Origin of the sequence: Trichormus variabilis 0441, assembly GCF_009856605.1 — a bacterium.
Lineage (GTDB): Bacteria > Cyanobacteriota > Cyanobacteriia > Cyanobacteriales > Nostocaceae > Trichormus > Trichormus variabilis.
In genome coordinates, this window is sequence record NZ_CP047242.1 from 2,231,340 (window position 1) to 2,254,541 (window position 23,202).

Sequence of the window (23,202 nt, forward strand, 5' to 3'; positions counted from 1 at the left end):
TAAAACAGCCTAGACCAAGATGTAAATTGTAAAATTTCCCCTAGACTTCACTAAAAATCCTCTATGACGCTCCCAATTCGTAACGTCGCCATTATCGCCCACGTTGACCACGGCAAAACAACCCTGGTTGATGCTCTCCTCAAACAATCCGGCATTTTCCGCGAAGGCGAAGACGTTCCGGATTGCGTCATGGACTCTAACGCCTTGGAGCGAGAGCGGGGGATTACCATTTTGTCGAAAAATACAGCCGTTCGCTACAAAGAAACACTAATCAATATTGTTGATACTCCCGGACACGCCGATTTTGGTGGTGAAGTGGAACGGGTACTCGGCATGGTTGACGGATGTCTACTGATTGTTGATGCCAATGAAGGCCCCATGCCTCAGACAAGGTTTGTGTTGAAAAAAGCTTTGGAAAAAGGCTTGCGCCCCATCGTTGTTATCAACAAAATTGACCGCGCTAAGGCTGACCCCCACGTTGCAGTGGATAAGGTGCTGGATCTGTTCTTAGAATTAGGTGCAGACGAAGACCAGTGTGATTTTACCTATCTCTTTGCTTCTGGTATGGGCGGTTATGCCAAAGAAAGCATGGAAGCAGAGGCGGTAGATATGCAGCCCTTGTTTAATGCGATTCTGCAACACGTTCCACCACCAGTAGGCGACATCAACAAGCCCCTACAATTGCAAGTCACAACCCTAGATTATTCTGAATACTTGGGACGGATTGTCATTGGCAGAATTCACAACGGTACTATCCGCGCTGGTCAGCAAGCGGCTCTAGTCACAGAAAATGGCTCTATTGTCAAGGGCAAAATCACCAAGTTGATGGGATTTGAAGGGCTGAAGCGGGTAGAGATGGAAGAAGCAACCGCAGGCTATATTGTTGCGGTGGCTGGTTTCGCTGATGCTTACATTGGTGAAACAATTACTGATCCAACCGAACCCCAAGCTTTACCACTAATTAAGGTGGATGAGCCTACCTTACAAATGACCTTCTGGGTAAACGATTCACCCTTTGCTGGTCAAGAAGGTAAGTTGGTGACATCCAGACAAGTACGCGATCGCCTATTCCGCGAACTAGAAACCAACGTTGCTTTACGCGTTGAAGAAACCGACTCCCCCGACAAATTCCTAGTTTCCGGTCGTGGAGAACTGCACCTGGGTATCTTAATCGAAACCATGCGCCGAGAAGGTTTTGAGTTCCAAGTATCTCAGCCACAAGTAATTTACCGCGAAATCAACGGTCAACCTTGCGAACCTTATGAATTGTTGGTGTTAGACGTTCCTGCTGATGCTGTTGGTAGCTGTATCGAACGTTTGGGACAACGCAAAGGCGAAATGCAGGATATGCAGCCTGGAAGTGGCGATCGCACCCAGCTAGAGTTTGTCATTCCCGCCCGTGGTTTGATTGGTTTCCGTGGTGAATTCATGCGGATGACCCGTGGTGAAGGTATCATGAATCACAGCTTCTTAGATTACCGTCAACTCAGTGGTGATATTGAAGCCCGTAACAAAGGCGTTCTCATCTCCTTTGAAGAAGGCGTTTCTACCTTCTACGCCATGAAGAACGCAGAAGATAGAGGCTCATTCTTCATTACTCCTGGTACTAAAGTTTACCGAGGTATGATTGTCGGCGAACACAACCGTCCTCAAGACTTGGAATTGAATGTCTGCAAAACCAAGCAGTTAACCAACCACCGTGCGGCTGGTGGTGATGAATTGGTTCAGTTGCAAGCACCAATCGACATGAGTTTAGAGCGTGCGTTGGAGTACATCGGCCCCGATGAGTTGGTGGAAGTTACACCCCAATCTATTCGTCTACGGAAGATGTCGAAGAAATTGGCAAAACGGTAAATAAAGCGATCGTTTAATTGATTTGGAAAGCCCGCTAATGCGGGCTTTTTTAGTTGACGAGTTACAGCATTGTACAATTAAAATTGAATTTCAGAGTCGGTCTCTTTATTTTTAAGTACTTCATGCAGGAACTTATGGTGCCTATACCTGAACAAAAATATGAATTTTCTGAAATCAAAATTTTGAATGAGCGTATCACTGATCTTATTTTCTTTGATGGGAATATCTCCCAGTGGGTAACTGATACTTGCTATTTGTTAGCAGTAATTTTTGGAGAATCACATCATAGCATCAAAGATATGTATTTGCTTATTCAGTCTATAGAGTATGCCCCAGAGGAGTTGGCATCTGATATATATCGTCAAAATGAGTGGGGAAAAGTCAAGGATAACATTCTGAATATTCTTCAAATGTGCCAACAAGAACTGGAAATTCTTCACGCTCAAACTTATCGAAATGAAATCAGTGATTCAAGTTTATTGTCTGAGTATGTGAGTGTGACACGTATTCAAGAATTATGCGCGATCAAATCGGAGCGTGTTGATTTGAAGAAATTAATAAAGCTATGTGAAGAACTAAATATTGCTCATGCTAACAATCTTAATTTTTCTGTAGCAATGCTTGTGAGGGCAATACTAGATCACATTCCTCCTATATTTTCAAAGAGGACTTTTAAGGAAGTAGCCTCGGAATATGGAGGTAAGAGTTTTAAGGATACAATGCAACATCTTGAAAACGGTGCTAGAAAGATAGCAGACTCTCATCTTCATATTCCAATTAGCAAGAAACAAGCTCTTCCTACATCTGTACAGGTCAATTTTTCTCAGTATATAGATGTATTGCTTGGTGAAGTGATCTGTATACTGCAATCAGTAAAGCAAACAGAATAAAATTCTTTAGTAGGTTTACCGAGTATAAGAATATCAGTAAAGTTACGCAAAAATAGTGTGATTACAATCGCTACAACTCACACGAAATGTTATTACTGGAAAGCGATCGCCATTTAGCAGATATTATTACAGAAAGCGATCGCCTATCCATTCTCTAAGGAAGTTGAGAACAAAATGGAAGATGAATTACGTCCTGAGTACGACTTTGCTCAAATGCAGGAAGGCGTTAAGGGTAAATATGTTGAGAGATATCGTACACAAACCAACTTAGTGCGTTTAGATCCCGATGTTGCCCAAGCTTTCCCCAATGATGAAGCTGTGAATAACGCATTAAGATTACTAATCCAGATTGCCCAGCGTCAGAAACCCAACAATACTGTGCAGCAAACAGAATAACAGTTTTTGGTAGGGTTTAAGACGTTGAGTGAAGTGTTTTTTGTTGGTGAATGATGGCAATATCAAGCTATGACGATTAGCGATCGCTCAAAACTAATTAGGGTTTCAAAGTATACTCAAGATTAAAAGGTAGCTAAAACTAAAACTGAAGAAAAAGTTATATTCAAAATATTAGGTTTTGGGAAAGACTATCAATGCACCAAATTAATTTGCAAGAAGCTGAGACTCGCCTAGCGGAACTGATTGAAGAGGTGGCTAGTGGAGAAGAGGTCATCATCACACGCAACGATGGGACATCGTTTAAAATTGTGCCGATTGGAGAAGTGAAAGCATATCCAAAGTTCGGTAGTGCTAAGGGTTTAGTGAAAATGTCAGATGATTTTGATGAGCCATTGGCAGATTTTGAGGAATACGCTCCATGAGGCTTATGCTCGACACCCATACGTTTTTGTGGTTTATTGAGGGCATTTTAAGTCTCAGTGACACAGCAAAAAACCTCATTGAAGATCAGCGAAATCAAAGGTTTTTGAGCATTGCAAGTCTTTGGGAAATATCTATCAAAGTCAGTATTGGCAAGCTAGAACTGGATATGACTTTTACTGAGTTGGTTAGACAACAGGTTTATGGTAATGCGATTGAATTGCTTGAAATACAGCCAGAACATTTAGATGAGTTAGCAAAGCTGCCTTTTTACCATAAAGATCCTTTTGATAGGCTGATGATTTCTCAATCTTTGGTAGAGAGCATAACTATAGTTACTAAAGACAGTGTGTTTGAAAGTTATCCTGTGCAGATATTATGGTGAACTATACTGCGTTTATAAAAGTTATTAGTAAGAGTTAAGACTTTTAGTATAGTTTTTTGGTTGTAAATTATATTAGTACCAAACTATGAATTTTTAGCGATCGCAATTTAGCAGATATTATTACAGAAAGCGAGTGCCTATCCATTCTCTAAGGAAGTTGAGAACGAAATGGAAGATGAATTACGTCCTGAGTACGACTTCACTCAAATGCAGGCAGGCGTTAGGGGTAAATATGTTGAAAGATATCGTACACAAACAAACTTAGTGCGTTTAGATCCCGATGTTGCCCAAGCTTTTCCCAACGATGAAGCAGTGAATAACGCATTAAGATTACTAATAGAGATTGCCCAGCGCCAGCAAACTAACACTACTGTACAGCGAACAGAATAAAATTCCTCAGTAGGAGCTGAGACTGTTCAGGTTATTGAGCATAAAGCCATCAGTGAAGTTACTCAAAGGTAGTTTGATTACGCCACAACTCATACGAAAGGTTATTACTGGAAAGCGATCGCCCTTATCATAATATTTAGTCCAATTTTGAGTAAAAATTAAAAGGATTGAAAAAGGCAATTCTTATGACTATTCGTGAAACTACCATCGCAAAATTGCAGCAACTTTCCGAGCCACTCCTGCAAGAAGTGACCGACTTCATTGATTTCGTTATCCAAAAACATCAAGTTAAAATGACTGATAGTCAGCCTGATGAAAGGCTTGATGAAAAATGGTCACAATGGTTTGAAGCTGTGGATTGTCTGGATGTATCTCCATCTGAACCAGTCAGTAACTATCAGCAACTCTTACTCAATAAGTATCGGCAACAAGGGCTAGAGTTATGACCCTGTGTGATGCAGGAGTTTTATTGTGTTTAGTTGACCGCACTCAGCCTCAGCATAATGCTTGTAAAATCGCAGTGATACGTTTGGCAAAGCCGCTCATCACAACTTGGTCATGCCTTACAGAAGCTATGTATCTTGCCCTGCATCGTGGTGGATGGCAAATGCAAAAACAGTTAGGGCAACTTCTTTTAGATAAACTGCTGACGGTTTACGAAATTCAGGAGAGTGATTACAGCCGCTTATTGGCACTGATGGAGCAATATCGCGATCGCCCAATGGACTTAGCAGATGCAACGTTGGTTTTGACGGCTGAAAAGACAGGGAATCGTCAAATTCTTACCCTTGACTCTGATTTCTTGTTTTATCGAATTGGTCATCAAGACACCTTTGAAATCATTTCACTCTGAAGCCATGAGCTTCAGTGTGGTCAGGATATCTTTACTCTTCATCAATTTAGATGGTGCGTCAACGGATGTAACGCACCCAAATAAAGATTTAAGGGACAATTAGCACCGGACAAGGGGAAAGGTTAATCACGCGAGTTGTGACGCTATCAGTAGCGCCTTCCTCGGTTAAACCTAGTCCCCGGCAACCCATGATAATTAAATCAGCACTAATCTCATCGGCAACATCGCAGATGGTAAAGGCTGGTTTGCCTTGTTTTTCCACAATTTCTGAGGAAATACCTTGCTGCGAAAATAAAGCCTGGGCATCCCTGAGCAGTTTGGCAACGGCTTCGGGAGACACCATTGGATCAGCACTAGACTCGTCTGGGGAAGATTCTTCTACCACAGACAGCAGTATTAAGCGACTGCCATATTTCTGCACAACGTTGGTGACAACATCAGCAGCTTCCCTTGCTTCTCGGCTTTGATCGATGGGAAATAAAACTGTCTTGAACATCTCTGCACCTCCGCACCCCCGACTCCGGTAAAATCTTGATGGTTCTACTTTCAAAACAATAACAAAAAGGCAATCAGGAGGGTTTGGCTGTGTCTAAAAAAACTGTGGCTAGTTTATCTGCTGCTGATATTTCTGGTAAACGCGCTTTAGTGCGTGTTGACTTTAACGTGCCTTTAGACGATCAAGGCAACATCACAGACGATACTCGCATTCGTGCGGCTCTGCCAACCATCCAAGATTTGACGCAAAAGGGCGCTAAGGTCATTCTAGCAAGCCATTTCGGTCGTCCCAAGGGTGTAGATGAGAAATTGCGTCTTACCCCAGTAGCCAAGCGGCTATCTGAGTTGTTGGGACAAGAAGTTGTCAAAACTGATGACTCAATTGGTGATGAAGTTGCGGCTAAGGTGGCGGCGCTGCAAAATGGCCAGGTTCTTTTATTAGAAAACGTCCGTTTTTATAAAGAAGAAGAGAAAAACGATCCTGAATTTGCTAAAAAATTAGCTGCTAATGCTGATTTCTACGTAAACGATGCTTTTGGTACTGCACACCGCGCTCATGCTTCTACTGAAGGTGTGACTAAATTCCTCAGTCCATCTGTGGCTGGATATTTGGTTGAGAAGGAATTGCAGTATCTCCAAAGTGCGATCGAAAATCCCCAACGTCCTTTAGCAGCCATTATCGGTGGTTCTAAGGTTTCCAGCAAAATCGGTGTGATTGAAACCCTACTAGAGAAGTGCGACAAGCTGATCATTGGTGGTGGGATGATTTTCACCTTCTACAAAGCTCGTGGTTTGAATGTGGGTAAGTCGCTGGTGGAAGAAGACAAGCTAGAACTGGCGAAGTCTTTGGAAGCTAAGGCGAAGGAACGTGGCGTTAGCTTGTTGTTACCTACAGATGTGGTATTGGCAGATAACTTTGCGCCTGATGCCAATTCTCAAACCGTCAGCATTGACAACATCCCCGATGGTTGGATGGGTTTGGATATCGGCCCTGATTCTGTCAAAGTCTTCCAAGAAGCCCTTGCAGATACCAAAACCGTAATTTGGAACGGGCCTATGGGTGTGTTTGAGTTTGATAAGTTTGCTGCTGGTACAGAAGCGATCGCTCATACACTAGCAGAGATTGGCAAAACTGGCACAACTACCATCATCGGCGGTGGTGACTCGGTAGCGGCTGTTGAAAAGGTTGGTTTGGCTGATCAAATGAGCCACATCTCCACCGGTGGCGGCGCTAGCTTAGAGTTACTCGAAGGCAAAGTACTGCCCGGTATCGCTGCTTTAGATGAAGCGTAGGTAATTAGGGAGTGGGGAATAGGGAATAGGGCTAGGGAATGGAGCGAATCACCCCAACTTCTAACCCTTCATCTCTGACCCCAACCCCTAAACTCATGTAAGGAATATATGCAGCCAAAATGGTTAGAGTGGACGCAAAAGCTACAAGCTATTTCCCAAAATGGACTTACCTATTCAGAAAATCCATTTGATATCGAACGCTATAAACAGTTGCGGGCGATCGCCTCAGAAATTATGGCGACTTACTCAAATGTCGAAGATAGTTATGTTTTAGATTTATTTGCCCGTGAACTAGGTTACGCTACCCCTAAGGTTGATGTACGGGGTGCAGTCTTTCGGGATAACTCTATCTTGTTGGTCAAGGAACGCGCCGATGGTCTTTGGACTTTACCAGGGGGATGGGCTGATGTTGGTGAGTCACCTAGTGAGGTCGTTGTTAAAGAAGTCTTTGAAGAATCTGGCTATCAAACACGCGCCACTAAAGTACTAGCAGTTTACGACCGAGATAAACAAGGACACCCGCCGTTTCCCTTTTATATCTATAAGCTGTTTTTTCTGTGCGAACTTGTAGGTGGTTCTCCCACATCCAGTATTGAAACTGAAGAAGTTGGTTTCTTTGCTGAAGATGCTTTGCCCGATCTCTCTTTAGGACGCATCACACCAACCCAAATTCAACGCATTTTCCAACACTATCGCCAGCCCGATCTACCTACAGATTTTGATTAAGGGAATAGGGATAGGAGAAAAAGCAGGAGAGTAGATAACTCTTGACTATTGACTGTGGACTAATGACTAATGACTATGTATAAAAATTTAGCGATCGCTCTTTTCAGTTTGACCTTGACGACAGTCATACCAGATGCAGCATTCGGGGAAACTGTCATGCAGAAAGTTGCTCGTACAGGGGTATTAACTGCTGGCACTAGTAGAGATGCAATGCCCTTTGCCTATACTAATGCTCAGGGACAGTTGACTGGTTACTCTGTCGATATGCTGTCTGTAATCAAGCAACAGTTAGAAAAAGAATTAGGGAAAAAAATACAACTAAAATTAGTGGCATTAACTCCTGCACAAAGGATTCCCAAAATAGTTAATCAGCAAGTTGATATTGTTTGTGATGCTAGTAGTTTTACCTGGGAACGAGATAAAAAGGTAGATTTTTCTGTCAGCTATGGGGCTACTGGTACTCAATTATTAGTAAAGTCTGGTAGCAATCTTGGTTCCCCTGAATCGCTAATTGGTAAACGCATTGGTGTATTAGCACAAACTACCAATGAGCAGGCAATCAAGCGGGTACAACCCCAAGCTAAACTAGTTTATTTGAAAAGTCGTTCAGAAGGTTATACAGCTTTGCAAGAGGGCAAAATAGATGCTTTCTCATCTGATAGCATTTTGTTAGAAAGCTGGTTGCAAAAGGCAAAAAATCCCGATGATTTTGCGATCGTCCCTGATCGCCCTTATTCACGAGAGGGCATTGCCTGCATGGTTCCTGAGAATAATTCTAAATTTTTGGATGCAGTCAATTATTCTCTGGTGAAGTTTATGCAGGGATTTGTCAATGGTGATACTCGATATGTCACAACTTTTGATCGCTGGTTTGGGGCTAAGGGTGTCGTTTTGCTAAATCGGGATTTGCGCGATTTAATGAAAGAAACGATGCAGTTGTTTATCGAATTTCGGGAAGAAATTCCTCAACAAGAACTTTAACTTTTAGTTGGTAATAGGTGGTTGGTAATTGAGAAGAAATTTTCACCAATTACCAATTACCCATTACCTATGACCGTATTAGCCAACTGTTTGGCTGACTCTACTGGTTGATAAAGCGTATCTCGTTGTTGGTAAGGTCTACCTATGGAGGCGATCGCATTTTGCAAGGTTTCGACTTCCATACACGTACCACCTACAGCACCAGCCATTGTGGTGATGTGTTCTTCCATCAATGTACCGCCTATATCATTACAACCCCAATTTAAGGCTTCTGTCGCCCCAGCTAGCCCTAATTTGACCCAACTTGGTTGATGGTTGGCTATCCAATTACCTAAGTAAATTCTTGCGACTGCACCCAGTAATAAAGCATCGGCTAAAACTGGTTGATCGCGCCCGACACGACGGCGTAAAGATTTAGGTGCTTCTTGACCCACGAAAGGTAAGACAATAAACTCGGTAATTCGGGCTGGGTATTTTTGATTGGTGGCTATTTGTTGGAGCGATCGCAATTTTTCTAAATGCCCAATTTGTTGTTCTGGGGTTTCAATATGCCCTGATAATATAGTACTGGTCGTATGTAAGCCTAATTTGTGGGCTGTACTAATAATCTCTAACCAAGTTGCAGTATTAATCTTCTCAGGACAGAGTACGCGCCGCACTTGATCATCTAAAACTTCAGCTGCTGTTCCCGGCAAAGAATTAACGCCAGCATTTTGTAAAGCAGAGATGACACCAGCATATTCCAGACCATCCATTCTGGCGATAAACTGTACCTCTTGGGGTGAAAAAGCGTGTAGATGAATTTGGGGATATTCTTGCTTAATTGTTTCTAGCAATTTCAGGTAGTAAGGCAAAGATTTACCATCAATCTGGGCTTGTGGGTGCAATCCTCCCTGCATACAGATTTCTGTTGCCCCTCTCTGCACCGCGTCGTGGGATTTTTCCAAAATACCTGCCCAATCTAACCAATAAGCATCAGCATCTCCATCATTTCGCCGAAACGCACAAAAACTACAGTGCTGCTCACAAATGTTAGTAAAGTTAATATTCCGATTAATTACGTAAGTAACAGTATCCCCAGCTTGCTGTTGGCGGAGTTTGTCAGCTGTATGGCGAATAGAGGCGATCGCACCTGAGTCCGTTTGCGTTAGTAAGACTATTCCTTCTTGTGGTGATATATCATCCCCTAACAAGGCACGCTCAAGAATTACATCAACAGTTTTATAATTCACAGTAACTTAAAAATATCTCTACAAAATTTTGTACTTACGAGGCTACAAATACTTACTTTGTCGTTAATCACACCAAAAAATTATATAACTTTCACACTTTGGCTTAACAAGGTAATTTGCTGCATGGTATTGTAAATCATATTACTTATAACTACCCATTAGTATATTACCCATCTGGTAAATACTCACCATTCATCCTAAAGTTTTAACTTTCTCTTGTTTAATTTTAGTAGTAATTCTTCTGTAATTTTCAATATGAAATTACCAAAAATTAATCTACCTTTACTGATAATTTCATTGGGTATAATTTTTTCATTATACTTACTATCACGAGTGCCTGAGGATATTTATTTTAGCGGCGACGCTGGATTAAAAGCCCTACTAGCAAAGCAGTTTAGTTCTGGGAAGTTAAACTTTGATCTAGATTTATCAGTACCCTCATGGGTACGTAATCTCTGGGATAATGGGCTTTATCCTTTTGAACCACCCTTTAGTTATAAAATATCTAATCGTTACTACATTACTTTCCCCTTTACTTTTCCCTTAATCACAGCGCCTTTCCATGCCCTATTCGGTTATAGAGGTTTTTATATAGTACCCCTATTATCTACATGGATAATCTGGTTTAATTTTTATCGCATTTGCCAATTTTTCAAAATTAGTGTACTCACAACTTCTATAGGTATTACCACACTAATATTTGCTTCTCCACTCACCATGTATAGTGCTATGTATTGGGAACATACACTTGCAGTGAGTTTAGCTTTTGCTGGACTAGTAATTATTTTAAGTAAGGGTGAAGAAGGGTTTACTCAAAAAGATGCCCTAGTTAGTGGAATATTGATTGGTTTATCAGTCTGGTTTAGACCGGAGTTTCTTGCCCTAGTGGCAATTTTAATTCCCTTAGCTCTTTCTTCCTATAAAATTAAGCTAGGAAAAATCAGTATTATCAATCAGCATAAAATCTTATTTATTATTAGCTTGTTAGCAACGGTTTCCTGCTTTTTTATTATTAATAAATTAATTTATAATCACCCCTTAGGCGCTCATGCACTCCAAGTCGTAGAAGAATTTTCTCTTCAAGAACGGTTATCAAAAGCTCATAGGATTTTCGGTCGTCTGTGGAAAAATTTCCGAGAATACTTTCCTATTGTATATTTCACAATTATTTTTACTGGGTTGTCAGTGTTCTATAAATCTATAAAACTGACAGCCGCAATGAAAAAAATTGTTTTGATATCCATCCCCTTCATTTTTTTAGTACCTATACTTCTACCTAGTGATGGTGGTAAACAATGGGGACCTAGATTTTTGTTGATTCTGATTCCGCTACTGAGTCTACTAGCAGCATTTCTTTTAGAATCTACTTTATCAATTAGACAGTTTGGTATCAAATATATTAGTACTGGCATCTTCACAGCACTATTTATGATTGGTGTTTACGCAAATACATTTATGGGGATAAATTACAGCTATTTTACTGGAAACACAGAAGCTATAGATATCCGCAATTTTTTGCGCCAGGATGATCACAAAATTGTAGCCGTTGCTCATCAATATATTAGCCAAAGTTTTGAAGCTGCTTTTAAAAATAAACTATTTTTTCTTACAAAGAATTTAGACGACACCAGTAAGCTAGGTTTAGCTTTAAACGAACAAGGATATGATAATTTTGTTTACGTATGTGCTTCTTATGATCCATGTTTCTCTTCACCGACTATACCTAGTCAAATAAATATTTCTGCGACAGACAAACTTTTACGCGTTCAACTGAAAGAAGTGAAAAAGAACAAAAAGTATATCATCCAAGAAGCTGAGATTGTTCAGGTAAAAGATAATTGAAAATTAATTTGTACCTAGCCCTAATAAGGTAATCAGACTAACTAAAGTTAAGTAGGGTAGATCAATATGAATAGTTTCTGAGTATAGTTAGGTTCTATCACTCTGATACAAACTACTGGACTGACATGACTAAAATGATGCAATAGACTAGGACGAAATTAAACGCAGATGCACGTAGATATTGACGAAGTCTTCCCGCAGGGTACGCGGATAGAATTTCTGTTACTGCACTATTTTAGACTTGCCGCGCCACTATATCTTTGATATTTTTATCTGGAAATCTTTACGTAAGCTTTTTAAGTAAGAAAAGCTTTACTATTATTTTCACTTAATCATCAATACCTATGTGTATCTTCCAAAAGATGCAAAAGGTCTACTCAATGAGACTACTTAGTTAGCTTAAGGTTAAAAATCTAACTATGCTTAACAGTATTTATATTTAAACTAATATCAAAAACATATTTAACACAAATATTACAGTGGTCTGTAAATATTCTTGGTATCATCAGGACAACACCATATAAGCAAATATATTGATGAATCCTGGGTTCCCAGTTACTAAACTTAATAAACTAGTTTCTCTAGAAACTTTAGCATTAGCAGCGATCGCCATTGCCGTGCTATTACGTATAGTGAACTTAGGTAGCCGAGAATTTTGGTATGACGAAGTGCTATCTCTACTCCTGGCTACAGGCCAGAAAAGTGCATACCAGACTCCCAAAGATATACCAGTAGCCTTGGCTGAATATTTGCCGTTACTCACCTTACCTCTTGAATCGGGTTTTGGTGCAGTTATCTCCACCGTCAAAGAATTACTGTTGAGTTTACTGGGAGGAGAACCGCATCCACCATTATTTTATTTGAGTCAGCATTTGTGGTTGCGCCTTTTCGGTAATAGCGAAGCAAGCATGCGGAGTTTAAATACATTATTCAGTATTGGGGCGATCGCTAGTGCTTACAGTTTAGGTAAAGTTTTCATCGGACATCGTGGTGGCTTACTGCTGGCGGCGTTCCTGGGAATCAACCCCTTTTATTTATTCCACTCTCTGAATGTGCGGATGTATGCGCCTTTAGTTTTGTGGACAACACTCAGTGCTGCTGCACTTTTTCATCTGATTAAAGAATCTCCTAAGTCAAAGGCTAACCACAGCCTTCATCATCAGTTGTGGTGGAACATCCTATTTATTGGTTCCATAGCTGCTGGTTTGTTGACCTTTTATTTTTATTTATATTGGGTGATAGCTTTAGCCGTTTTAGTAGTTTATCTGGATAGGCAACATTGGTGGCAACATGGTTTGCGTTTAGGCGCAGGAGTGATGCTAACCATTCCTTGGATGCTGTGGGGGGGTATCAAACAAATCCGCAGTGCAGATTTGCAAAGATTTGGTAGTCTTAAAAATACTGGTTCAGCAATATTAACCCACTTGCAAGACACAACTCAGACCTTAGCGAGTAACTTAGTATTGGGGGACTGGGTAACGAGCTTGCCCACAATTAGTATAGTTATAGTTGGTTGTTTAGCGATCGCTTTCATCATCGCCTCTAGTCTGAAACTCTGGCGACAAGGTGAGCGAAAAGATTTGACTGTAGCTTTAATATTAGGAATTTTGCCCCTTTTAATAGCTTTAGGATTAGATATTGTCACCAAAAAGACTACTTTAAATTTTGGCGGCGGAAGAACCATGATTATTATTCTTCCTGGGTGTTTATTATTATTAACTTTGTGGTTAGAGAAAGCCTTGTCTTCACAATGGCGCACACTAGTAATTTCTAGTTTATTGCTGTTATATCTCACCATTGGTATCAGCGATTTTAGTTTACGACAACGCTCAATTTTTCATTCAGTCGCCGAAATCATCTCCCAACAGAAAGAACAACCAATCCTCATAGCCATGAATTCTAAAGCTTGGGGTCATGTTTTACGTTTAGCATATTACGCTCCTTCAAAAACCCCAGTGATGCTGTTAGCCGAACATCCTGCGGATTTAGCAACTTCACTAGAAAAAGTTTTAAAAAATGAAACCCAACAATATCCCCGGATTCTTTGGTTGGAAAGTGCAAATCCTGTATGGTCGAAATTAAAAACATCAGCACAGATAGAAACCGAACATCAGAAGATGCAGGAAATTTTATCAAAGCAGTTTCAACTAACAAAAACTCAAAATCTCACGGGTACAATGGACTTAGATAGTTTTACCCTAAAAGTTTACAATCGTTCTACCAATAGTTGAAATTTACAGAATATAATCATCAAAGACTGAATCAGAAATTTAAATTGTGTGGTTAACATATTTCTCAATGGCATTGATGGAATTATTGTCATATTCTCATCAAAATACATCAAAGCCATCGGGAAATTTTTCTTATTTAACCATTTATGTTTGTTGACTTTTAATAGATTTGAAAGCCTTTTATTCTCAGGGCTTTATTGAATACCAATTATCGATGAAGATGCGCTTAATTATTTGATAACTAGAAAATTATCATAAGGAAATCTCTGCGTACCTTGGCGTTAACCACCCTGCGGGTACTCCTGCGAAGAACTCGTAGAGTAGCCGAAGCGTCTACAGTGTTACTATGCGTTAAAAAGGCTAAAATTTGGCGCAGTTTTACAAAAAAACGGTATGAACTTTATATCTTAATCAAACTTGAATTTACATTATCTTGAAGTTTTAGATCGTATCTCATCAGTACATTCAGTAGTATTAATAATTTCAATTTAATCAAGACTTCAAAATTAGCTCTCAAGTCTAAAAAGCTTGTAAACCTTCCAGAATTTTATTAGTCATATTCACTGAATTACCGCATACTGAAGTAGTCATGGTAAAACTATGGTTGTTTAACTCTATTCACCACAACCCAATACTTGAATTAAGTAAATTTACTTATTCCTATTACCTATAGTAATCCGTTCTACTTTTTGTTGGCTTTGGTGCCAGCCTGCCCCATCAAGGAGAATAGGCTCATCCAAAAGCAATTGATTAATGACAACTAACCATTAACACTGACCGTACATATCAGTTCTATTTTTCACACCTCATTTAAATTTATGAAAATCAACATCGCCAACGAATTATTAACTGTTCCAACTGGCCTTTTACAAGTTTCTGATGTGCCACCTAATAGTGTCGGTACTGGTCATAGAGATATATTTTTTTCTTTAATAATCCCTACCTATAAAGAACGGGACAATATTGAAAATGTTGTCAAAATCTTGAGTCAAACTCTAGATGAATTTATCCCAGGAGATTACGAATTAATTGTTGTGGATGATGATAGTCCAGATATGACTTGGGAAGTTGCCCATTCTTTGACTGAAGAGTATCCCCAACTGCGGGTGATGCGACGACAACAGGAACGAGGGCTATCTTCCGCAGTTGTTCGTGGTTGGCAGGTGGCGAGAGGAAGTGTTTTAGGGGTAATTGACGGAGATTTACAGCATCCACCAGAAGTATTAACACAACTGTTGACGAAAATTACCCAGGGAGCAGATTTGGCATTAGCTAGCCGTCACGTAGATGGTGGCGGTGTCAGTAGTTGGAGTGTAGTCAGACGTTTCTTATCTCGTGGCGCTCAAGTTTTGGGGTTGATGCTGTTACCGGGAGTATTGGGAAGAGTTTCTGACCCTATGAGTGGCTATTTTATGGTGCGTCGCAGCAGCGTAGCCAGGGCAACACTCAACCCAGTGGGATATAAAATTCTGTTAGAGGTCATTGGGCGGGGTAATGTTAAAAATATTGCTGAGGTTGGTTATGTGTTCTGCGAACGCCAGCAGGGTGAAAGTAAAGTCACATGGAAGCAATATATAGACTATATTCACCATTTAGTCCGATTGCGTTTATCTACTGGGCGTGTAGGTCGAGTCCAGAAAAAAATGAATTTCCCCATAGATCGATTTCTGCGCTTTGCCTTGGTGGGACTGAGTGGAGTGTTTGTAGATATGGTACTGCTTTATTTACTCAGTGACCCCTCAACCTTGGCTTTGCCCTTGACTCGCAGCAAAATTATTGCTGGTGAAATTGCTATCTTCAATAATTTTCTGTGGAATGATGCTTGGACGTTTGCTGATGTGACCATGAAACAGCAGGAATGGCATCAACGCCTGAAGCGATTTGCTAAATTTAACGTTATTTGTTTGGCGGGATTGGTGCTGAATGTATTGGTGTTGAATTTAGTGTTTAATTTCCTAATTCCTAACCGCTACGTTGCTAACCTAGTGGCGATCGCCGTTGCTACTATTTGGAATTTCTGGGTTAACCTCAAACTTAGCTGGCGAGTCACTGACGTAAAATAGTCAGCGAACTTAAATTGGCGTGTGCGGTCTAATATATACAAATTGACACCAATTTAAAAAAAGAATACGACAGATATACAGCCCCAAATGCTTGTCCTGTCTTGACTTTGAATTTTGTACTCCTGCGGAGAACCCGAAGGGTATTTTGAATTGGTACGACTTGTTCTGCCACTTGGCTTTTCGCAAGGAATAGATTGGTTTGTATAATTGGCACTCTCAAGTTTCGACTCGCTGGTTTCATCCTTTACTTTTACTAACCTGGTTTATCATCGGTCTGGGCTTACGTTTTACCAACTTGACCGCCAAGCCTCCTTGGACTGATGAATTTGCTACTTTAGTGTTTAGCTTGGGGAATAGTTTTTTACCAGTACCCCTAGATCAGGCGATCGCACCTGATATTCTCTTACAACCCCTACAACCAAACCCAGCCTCTGGAATTGGGGACGTAATTCACAACTTAATTACGGAAGACAACCATCCACCACTATATTTTGCCCTAGTGCATCTGTGGATGAAGTTGTTTCCCAATCAAGGACAATTAGTCTCCCTATTGGCGGCGCGTTCATTTCCCGCTTTACTAGGGGCAGTCTCCATTCCCCTTACATATATCTTAGGTAGGTTAGCCTTCCGTTCTTCATTGGTAGGACAGTTAGCGGCTGGAATGATGGCAGTGTCACCATACGGAGTGTATTTAGGACAAGAAGCACGCCATTACACCTTAGCTATGATCTGGGTGATTGCATCCCTTTCCTGCTTAGTAATTGCCACACGCCACATTCAAAACCGCACATTATTACCCTTCTGGTTAATCATCTTGTGGGTGGGAATTAATGCTTTGGGGATTGCCACCCATTACTTCTTCACCCTGACTCTTTGTGCAGAAGCCTTGGTATTAATATTTTTAGCCTGGCAACAATCTACACAAACCAAAACTTTAGTATTTTTCTCACCCCTTTGGTGGCGCATCTATGCTGTAGCTGCTGGTACGGCTGTAGCTGGTTTAGTTTGGCTACCCAGTATTTTAGAAAATCGCTATCGCAGTAGTTTAACTGCATGGATTCAAGTTGATGGCATCGGCTTACACCTAATCAACCCAATTTTTCAAGCTTTCGCTGCATGGGTGACAATGATTATGTTGCTCCCAATCGAGTCATCACAGTTAGCAGTAGTGATTGCTTCCGGCTTGGTAATGCTAATTTTTGCTATTTGGGCCACACCGATTTTAGTTCGTGGGTTTAAATTCCAACTACAACAACCCCAAACCAGCTTGGCGATGCAAGTATTTATTGGGGTAGTTTTAGGAGCGATCGCTTTATTCTTTATATTGACTTATATTTTTGGTGTTGATATCACACGGGGCGCTCGTTACAACTTTGTCTATTTTCCCGCCGTCATTATCCTCGTGGGTGCTAGCCTAGCCGTCTGTTGGCGAACTAGCAAAAAAGCTGTGATGATCATCTGGCTGATGGGATTCGTCAGTGCTGTCACAGTTATTTGTAATTTGGGTTATCAAAAATACTACCGCCCTGATTTGTTAGTTCAAGTCATTCAACAAAATTCTCAGGTTCCAGTTCTCATTGCTACAACCCATAAAACCTTAGTCCAAACTGGCGAAATGATGGGGATAGCCAGGGAGTTAAAATTATCTACTTCACAAACTTCTACTCAGTTTCTCCTGGCTCATCAAGAAACAGACCCCAGCACTTCCACTGTTTCCCTAGAAAATACACTCAAACAACTGCCACGACCTTTTGATCTATGGCTCGTCAATTTCCACGCACCAACAGCAGCAGAAGTCAAGCAATGTTTAGCTGACACCAAACCGTTAACCGCCGTAGACGGCTATGAATACAAAATCTATCACTGTCGTTAGTCAAGGGTAAGGAGCGGGGAATAAAAACATTTTCTTTCCCCTATACCCCTACACCCTTACACCCCTAATTCTATTGGAGTATCTAAGCGATCGCAGCTGATAATGAATGGGTAACCGCTTGCTTCAAGAAATCCGCCTTATCGGTACGTTCCCAGGGTAAATCTAGGTCATTCCGTCCCAAGTGACCGTAAGCCGCGACGTCCTGATAAAAACGTCCGCCTCTTTCGCTTGGTAAGTTGCGTAAGTTGAAGCTGTGGATAATCCCTGCTGGACGTAGTTCAAAGTTATCTTTAACTAGTCCCAACAGAATTTCATCATCTACCTTGCCAGTCCCAAAGGTATCGAGAAAAATACTCACCGGTCGCGCTACACCAATTGCATAGCTCAACTGGACTTCACATTTTTCTGCCAACCCAGCAGCTACAATATTTTTAGCTACATAACGAGCCGCATAAGCCGCAGAACGGTCTACTTTTGTGGGGTCTTTGCCAGAGAAAGCGCCGCCACCATGTCGAGAATAACCGCCATAGGTATCGACAATAATTTTCCGTCCTGTCAAACCAGAATCGCCTTGCGGCCCACCGATGACAAACTTACCAGTGGGGTTAACTAAAAAGCGTGTCTCTTGATCTGGTTTAATTTCCAGGTCACCAAACACTGGTTCAACTACAGCAGTCCACAGGTCTTGTTTGATTTTGGCTTGTACTGCCGCTTCGTCGGTAATATCGCCGATGGTGGCTGTATGCTGGGTGGAAATCAGCACCGTATCAATGCCAACTGGGCGGCCATCTTCGTAAACGACGGTAACTTGAGTTTTACCATCAGGACGTAAATAAGACAATTCTCCAGTCTTACGGACTGCTGCTAGTCGGCGAGCAATACGGTGAGCCAAGCAAATAGGCAAAGGCATCAATTCTGGAGTTTCGTTACAAGCAAAACCGAACATGATACCTTGATCACCAGCGCCGATTTTATCGAACAGTTCTTCACTATCCTGTTCGCGGGTTTCTTGAGCAGTGTTTACACCTTGAGCAATATCTGGTGATTGTTCATCTAAAGCCACAATTACACTAGTGCTGCTAGCAGAAAAGCCATTATCAGCATTGGTGTAGCCAATTTCCGCAATTTTTTGGCGGGCAATATTGGCATAATTAACGTTAGCCTTAGTGGTGATTTCACCGGTGATTAACACCAAGCCAGTATTTACCACAACCTCAGCTGCCACCCGACTAGTAGGGTCTTGTGTCAGCAAAGTGTCTAAAATCGTATCAGAAATTTGATCGCAGATTTTATCTGGATGGCCTTCGGTGACTGACTCGGAGGTAAATAAATAACGTCGAGACAATTCGTATTCCTCCTAATGATAGTATTTTCACTGACTAAGCATTTGAGATATTTAGTCAAGCTACTAATTACTGAAATCATAACAATCTTGACACATCCAGCAGGGAGTATCTTGTTTTTTCGGGTAAAGTTACCCTATCTTTAAGTATTTATATTAGACAATTTTAATTTACCGAAATTATCAATAGGTTGAATATGTTTTCGTAGATACAAAAAAGGGGTACTCGTAAGTACCCCAGAAGTTTTGACACAAAAACTGCTGTATTAAACCTGAACTGCTAGTTTGGCTTCCTTTGCTGTCAAGCGCTCGTAAGCAGCACGCATTTTCAAACCTGTTAATACTTGGAAAAAACCAGTTCCGTTGTTAGAACCGGGATATTCACGGTGTTGGAGCAACAGCTGAGTCAACTCACCTTGATACTTAGTAGATGTATTGCTGAGGTGGGTTTCGATGTAGATTACTTCTTCGAGGTTGTCAAATTGACCATCTACCTCTAGAACTGAGACATAGCGACCGTAGTAAACATCGGAACCGTAGTATAACTGCATTCCTGGGTAAGAACAGGTGAGCTTACGTCCACAAGGAGTCCAGTTAATTGTTGAACCTTCATCAAACAAGTAAGCGGGTTCAAAACCTTCTTTTCCTTCCCGTTGTAGCATCCGCACCCGCAGGACTTTACGATCTGTATCATCCTTGATCAAGTTGGTGGGCAATACTTGTAGCACCACATCGGCGAATTCTCTTTGAGGTTCGATATATTTTTGGAAATCTGGCTTACGAGAATTGATAGCCGCTAGAACATCTTCGTAGCGATGACCTCTTTCTGCCATATCACGCTGGATTTTCCAAGCAATTTTGACTTCATCGCTGATGTCAAAATAGACGCTGAAATCGAGGAGCGATCGCACCCGTTCATCATATAAAGGGTGTAGACCCTCAACCACTACAATGTGATTTGGTTTTACTATTTCAGGTGGATCGATTAGGCCGGTTTCGTGGTTATAAATCGGCTTATTAATCGTTTGCCCTTCTTTGAGCGCTTTGATTTGCTCATACATCAGGTCAAAATTGTTGGCCCTGGGGTCGAGTGCGGTGATTCCAGTTTCTTTACGTTGTTTACGATCCAAAGAATGGTAGTCATCTAAACAGATGACTGTCATAAACTCTTCACCAAATAAATCTATCAGACGACGCAAAAACGTAGATTTACCGCACCCGGAGTCTCCGGCTACTCCAATCAGTACCACGCGTTCCGGCTTAGTTGTCATAAATCTCCTCAGATACTAAAGATGTGTCAATCAATAATTTTTCACACAGCAGAATGTGAAGCCAGGAGTTTACCCCATAGGTTTGTCCTGCGTTCTTGCTACTTAACAGCATTAAGTAATCATCCAGATAGGCCTACAACCGAAATTAACGACTGCAATCCTCTGAATATCCTTGATTTATAGCTGGTAAGTATTTAATCCTAGTGGTATAGCTGATTTTAACAGAATGGGGTATCCCATACAAGATTGATTGTCAAGAGAATCTACCGACTGAACAAACATACCAATGATGTAATTGTGGTTTCTAAAATTCCACTAATCACTACTCGTAATCTGTGTAGCAAACTCGTCTATTATTTTGTAAGTTTATATCATTCAGTCTATAAGGTATAAATTTTTTTTGCAGTGAATTTGGGAAGATTTTCGCTAACTTTTTATTTATACCCTCGTCCTAGCTAAAAATATTCTCGGCTGAATCTATCTCCAGAGCGAACCAGCAAGTTGTACAAAAAAGTTATGGGGATCATCTGATACAGATATATAGCCCTGAATTTAAGCATGATCCCAAGGTGCTGATATAGGTTGACAGATGTTTCACATCAAGTAAAACTTATGTTATGTATCTGACTGGGAAAGAGTCTGAGTGCTGGGTGCTGTAAAGCCCTGTGGGCCTAGTTGTGCTTAGAGCGGTAGCAAGGCGTGTAGTCGGTGCTGAGTGCTAAGTAAAAAGCACAGGTTTCTCATCTCTAGTTTATGTTCGCTTTTTCATCTGTCCTGGTGTACACAGTTCAGGGTGGCTGCTAATAACAAGTCTTCCCAAGAGCATTCATGTTTGCTAATTGCACTTGAATACAAGACTCAGCACTCAGGACTCAATACTAATTGCTCTTTCAAGGCAGGCGCATAACTTCACGAAAAAAAAGATTAAATTGATTCATTATTAACATTCTCCACGAGACTTATCCTCTAAGTTAGAAGGTGAACAGGTGTGTTTATTACTATGCCTGCACGTCTTGAGGAGAGTGTAACAACCAAGGCATTGATTGATAATGCTACTTTCTCAGAGTGCTAGTTTTAGTAACGAAAAATCCGATAAACTAAAGCTGGCTTGTGAAGAGAAAAGCTTTTTTGAGAAACGGTTAAGTTAAAGATCGGAGTGGTAGAAGGAATGTCTAATCAAGGTGCTTTTGAGGGTGCTGCCAACGTAGAATCAGGTAGCCGCGTCTTCGTTTACGAAGTGGTGGGTATGCGTCAGAACGAAGAAACAGATCAAACGAACTACCCAATTCGTAAAAGTGGCAGTGTGTTCATCAGAGTGCCTTACAACCGCATGAATCAAGAAATGCAGCGTATCACTCGACTAGGCGGCAAGATTGTTAGCATTCAAACGGTAAGCGCACTACAACAACTCAATGGTAAAACTACCATTGCAACAGTAACAGATGCGTCTAGTGAGACTGCTAAGTCTGAGGGGAATGGTAAAGCCACACCTGTAAAAACTGATAGTGGAGCTAAAGGCTTCGCTAAACCACCAGCTGAAGAACAGCTTAAGAAAAAAGACAACAAAGGCAACACCATGACTCAAGCGAAAGCCAAACACGCTGATGTTCCTGTTAATCTTTACCGTCCCAATGCTCCATTCATTGGTAAGGTAATCTCTAATGAACCACTGGTAAAAGAAGGTGGGATCGGTATTGTTCAGCACATTAAATTTGATCTAACTGGTGGTAACTTAAAGTACATCGAAGGCCAAAGTATTGGTATCATTCCGCCAGGTGTGGACAAGAACGGCAAGCCGGAAAAATTGAGACTCTACTCCATTGCCTCGACCCGGCACGGCGATGATGTTGATGATAAAACAATCTCACTTTGTGTCCGTCAATTAGAGTACAAACATCCAGAAACCGGCGAAACAGTTTACGGTGTTTGTTCTACTTACCTGACCCACATCGAACCAGGTTCAGAAGTGAAAATCACTGGACCTGTGGGTAAAGAAATGCTGTTACCAGATGATCCTGAAGCTAATGTCATCATGTTGGCAACAGGTACTGGTATTGCGCCCATGCGGACTTACCTGTGGCGGATGTTCAAGGATGCAGAAAGAGCAGCTAACCCAGAATATCAATTCAAAGGATTCTCTTGGTTAGTCTTTGGTGTTCCTACAACTCCCAACATTCTTTATAAAGAAGAACTGGAAGAAATCCAACAGAAATATCCCGATAACTTCCGCCTAACTTACGCTATCAGCCGGGAACAAAAGAATCCCCAAGGTGGCAGAATGTACATCCAAGACCGTGTAGCAGAACACGCTGATGAACTGTGGCAATTAATCAAGAATGAAAAAACCCACACCTACATCTGTGGTTTGCGCGGTATGGAAGAGGGCATTGATGCTGCTTTAAGTGCTGCTGCTGCGAAAGAAGGTGTTACCTGGAGTGATTACCAAAAAGACCTCAAGAAAGCTGGTCGCTGGCACGTAGAAACATATTAGGTTGGTCATTTGTCATTGGTCATTTGTCGGTAGCGAAATACAAACAACTGACAACTGATAACAAACAACTAACAAAATTGATGAATTTGTAGGGTGGGCAGTGCCGACCCTACAATTGTTTTGTATATAAATAGCTGAGAAATGAGTTCTTATTTCTGGGGATGATAACTCCGG

20 protein-coding genes are annotated in these 23,202 nt (G+C 41.1%); 16 read left to right on the forward strand and 4 right to left on the reverse strand.

Annotation, left to right across the window (positions count from 1 at the left end; all coding sequences use genetic code 11):
- The first annotated feature begins 63 nt into the window (after positions 1-63).
- The 8 genes from typA to GSQ19_RS09085 all read left to right on the forward strand — a co-directional run bounded on the left by typA (position 64) and on the right by GSQ19_RS09085 (position 5,188).
- On the forward strand, positions 64-1,854 hold the full coding sequence (gene typA, locus GSQ19_RS09050; protein ID WP_011317621.1) for a translational GTPase TypA: 1,791 nt from the start codon (positions 64-66) through the stop codon (positions 1,852-1,854).
- Positions 1,855-1,988: 134 nt separating this feature from the next.
- A complete protein-coding gene (locus tag GSQ19_RS09055; protein ID WP_011317622.1) occupies positions 1,989-2,744 on the forward strand; it encodes a hypothetical protein in 756 nt (251 codons plus the stop codon).
- A gap of 174 nt (positions 2,745-2,918) precedes the next feature.
- Positions 2,919-3,140, forward strand: a complete 222-nt coding sequence (locus GSQ19_RS09060; protein ID WP_011317623.1) for a hypothetical protein — start codon at positions 2,919-2,921, stop codon at positions 3,138-3,140.
- Positions 3,141-3,334: 194 nt separating this feature from the next.
- Positions 3,335-3,562: a type II toxin-antitoxin system Phd/YefM family antitoxin gene (locus GSQ19_RS09065; protein WP_011317624.1), complete on the forward strand. Its 228-nt coding sequence runs from the start codon at positions 3,335-3,337 to the stop codon at positions 3,560-3,562.
- Positions 3,563-3,567: 5 nt separating this feature from the next.
- Positions 3,568-3,945, forward strand: coding sequence for a type II toxin-antitoxin system VapC family toxin (locus GSQ19_RS09070; RefSeq protein ID WP_224311606.1), 378 nt, complete (start codon positions 3,568-3,570; stop codon positions 3,943-3,945).
- Positions 3,946-4,113: 168 nt separating this feature from the next.
- Positions 4,114-4,335: a hypothetical protein gene (locus tag GSQ19_RS09075; RefSeq protein ID WP_011317626.1), complete on the forward strand. Its 222-nt coding sequence runs from the start codon at positions 4,114-4,116 to the stop codon at positions 4,333-4,335.
- 185 nt (positions 4,336-4,520) lie between these two features.
- Positions 4,521-4,781 carry a DUF2281 domain-containing protein gene (locus GSQ19_RS09080; RefSeq protein WP_011317627.1) on the forward strand — a complete coding sequence of 87 codons (261 nt, stop codon included), beginning with the start codon at positions 4,521-4,523 and terminating at the stop codon, positions 4,779-4,781.
- Positions 4,778-5,188 carry a type II toxin-antitoxin system VapC family toxin gene (locus GSQ19_RS09085; protein WP_011317628.1) on the forward strand — a complete coding sequence of 137 codons (411 nt, stop codon included), beginning with the start codon at positions 4,778-4,780 and terminating at the stop codon, positions 5,186-5,188. The genes GSQ19_RS09080 and GSQ19_RS09085 overlap by 4 nt, the downstream gene beginning before the upstream one ends.
- Positions 5,189-5,276: 88 nt before the next feature.
- Here the strand turns inward: GSQ19_RS09085 and GSQ19_RS09090 are convergent, their stop codons facing one another.
- Positions 5,277-5,684, reverse strand: coding sequence for a universal stress protein (locus GSQ19_RS09090; RefSeq protein WP_011317629.1), 408 nt, complete (start codon positions 5,682-5,684; stop codon positions 5,277-5,279).
- An 89-nt stretch (positions 5,685-5,773) separates the two neighbouring features.
- Here GSQ19_RS09090 and GSQ19_RS09095 point away from each other — a divergent pair, with 89 nt between their 5' ends.
- The 3 genes from GSQ19_RS09095 to GSQ19_RS09105 all read left to right on the forward strand — a co-directional run bounded on the left by GSQ19_RS09095 (position 5,774) and on the right by GSQ19_RS09105 (position 8,683).
- Positions 5,774-6,976 carry a phosphoglycerate kinase gene (locus GSQ19_RS09095; RefSeq protein ID WP_011317630.1) on the forward strand — a complete coding sequence of 401 codons (1,203 nt, stop codon included), beginning with the start codon at positions 5,774-5,776 and terminating at the stop codon, positions 6,974-6,976.
- Positions 6,977-7,084: 108 nt separating this feature from the next.
- A complete protein-coding gene (locus GSQ19_RS09100) occupies positions 7,085-7,702 on the forward strand; it encodes an NUDIX hydrolase (protein WP_011317631.1) in 618 nt (205 codons plus the stop codon).
- A gap of 75 nt (positions 7,703-7,777) precedes the next feature.
- Positions 7,778-8,683 carry an amino acid ABC transporter substrate-binding protein gene (locus GSQ19_RS09105; RefSeq protein WP_041455994.1) on the forward strand — a complete coding sequence of 302 codons (906 nt, stop codon included), beginning with the start codon at positions 7,778-7,780 and terminating at the stop codon, positions 8,681-8,683.
- A 56-nt stretch (positions 8,684-8,739) separates the two neighbouring features.
- Here GSQ19_RS09105 and cofH read toward each other — a convergent pair whose 3' ends face one another.
- The gene (cofH, locus tag GSQ19_RS09110; protein WP_011317633.1) at positions 8,740-9,915 is read right to left on the reverse strand and encodes a 7,8-didemethyl-8-hydroxy-5-deazariboflavin synthase subunit CofH; all 1,176 of its coding nucleotides are present in this window, start codon (positions 9,913-9,915) and stop codon (positions 8,740-8,742) included.
- 255 nt (positions 9,916-10,170) lie between these two features.
- On the opposite strand from cofH, the gene GSQ19_RS09115 reads away from it, so the two are divergent.
- The 4 genes from GSQ19_RS09115 (at position 10,171) to GSQ19_RS09130 (ending at position 17,924) form a co-directional block, all read left to right on the forward strand.
- A complete protein-coding gene (locus tag GSQ19_RS09115) occupies positions 10,171-11,757 on the forward strand; it encodes an LA_3751/LA_3752 family putative glycosyltransferase (protein ID WP_011317634.1) in 1,587 nt (528 codons plus the stop codon).
- Between the two features lie 536 nt (positions 11,758-12,293).
- Complete coding sequence (locus tag GSQ19_RS09120; RefSeq protein WP_011317635.1) at positions 12,294-13,988, forward strand: glycosyltransferase family 39 protein; 1,695 nt, start codon at positions 12,294-12,296, stop codon at positions 13,986-13,988.
- A gap of 818 nt (positions 13,989-14,806) precedes the next feature.
- On the forward strand, positions 14,807-16,051 hold the full coding sequence (locus tag GSQ19_RS09125; RefSeq protein WP_011317636.1) for a glycosyltransferase: 1,245 nt from the start codon (positions 14,807-14,809) through the stop codon (positions 16,049-16,051).
- Between the two features lie 199 nt (positions 16,052-16,250).
- Positions 16,251-17,924 (forward strand): glycosyltransferase family 39 protein, encoded by a 1,674-nt coding sequence (locus tag GSQ19_RS09130; RefSeq protein ID WP_011317637.1) that lies wholly within the window; start codon positions 16,251-16,253, stop codon positions 17,922-17,924.
- Between the two features lie 82 nt (positions 17,925-18,006).
- Here GSQ19_RS09130 and metK read toward each other — a convergent pair whose 3' ends face one another.
- A complete protein-coding gene (gene metK / locus GSQ19_RS09135; protein WP_011317638.1) occupies positions 18,007-19,269 on the reverse strand; it encodes a methionine adenosyltransferase in 1,263 nt (420 codons plus the stop codon).
- Between the two features lie 263 nt (positions 19,270-19,532).
- The gene (locus tag GSQ19_RS09140; protein ID WP_011317639.1) at positions 19,533-20,537 is read right to left on the reverse strand and encodes a phosphoribulokinase; all 1,005 of its coding nucleotides are present in this window, start codon (positions 20,535-20,537) and stop codon (positions 19,533-19,535) included.
- Positions 20,538-21,705: 1,168 nt separating this feature from the next.
- Between GSQ19_RS09140 and cpcD/petH the strand changes: the two genes are divergently transcribed.
- Positions 21,706-23,028 (forward strand): bifunctional rod-capping linker CpcD/ferredoxin--NADP reductase PetH, encoded by a 1,323-nt coding sequence (gene cpcD/petH, locus GSQ19_RS09145; protein WP_011317640.1) that lies wholly within the window; start codon positions 21,706-21,708, stop codon positions 23,026-23,028.
- The last annotated feature ends 174 nt before the right edge of the window (positions 23,029-23,202 follow it).